Origin of the sequence: Pseudomonas sp. NDM (assembly GCF_003105095.1) — a bacterium.
Taxonomy (GTDB): Bacteria; Pseudomonadota; Gammaproteobacteria; order Pseudomonadales; family Pseudomonadaceae; genus Aquipseudomonas; species Aquipseudomonas moraviensis_A.
Genome location: NZ_QETJ01000335.1, coordinates 1 through 470, shown reverse-complemented (window position 1 = coordinate 470; position 470 = coordinate 1). Strand labels below are relative to the sequence as shown.

The window sequence follows — 470 nt, the reverse complement described above, 5'->3', positions numbered from 1 at the left end:
GAACCTGCGGCTGGATCACCTCCTTAATCGACGACATCAGCTGCTGCATGAGCTCCCACACGAATTGCTTGATTCATTGAAGAAGACGATAGAAGCAGCCCGAAATTGGGTCTGTAGCTCAGTTGGTTAGAGCGCACCCCTGATAAGGGTGAGGTCGGCAGTTCGAATCTGCCCAGACCCACCAATTTTGTGTGGGAAACGCCTGTAGAAATACGGGGCCATAGCTCAGCTGGGAGAGCGCCTGCCTTGCACGCAGGAGGTCAGCGGTTCGATCCCGCTTGGCTCCACCACTACTGCTTCTGAAGTTTGAAAGCTTAGAAATGAGCATTCCACCGAAACGGTGATGAATGTTGATTTCTAGTCTTTGACTAGATCGTTCTTTAAAAATTTGGGTATGTGATAGAAAGATAGACTGAACGTTACTTTCACTGGTAACGGATCAGGCTAAGGTAAAATTTGTGAGTTCTCTT

Annotated in this window: 2 tRNA genes; both read left to right on the top strand. The window is 48.3% G+C overall.

The window, feature by feature from the left end:
* Positions 1–107 precede the first annotated feature (107 nt).
* A tRNA-Ile gene (locus tag DCO47_RS26875) sits at positions 108–184 on the top strand.
* Positions 185–214: 30 nt separating this feature from the next.
* A tRNA-Ala gene (locus DCO47_RS26870) sits at positions 215–290 on the top strand.
* Positions 291–470 lie beyond the last annotated feature (180 nt).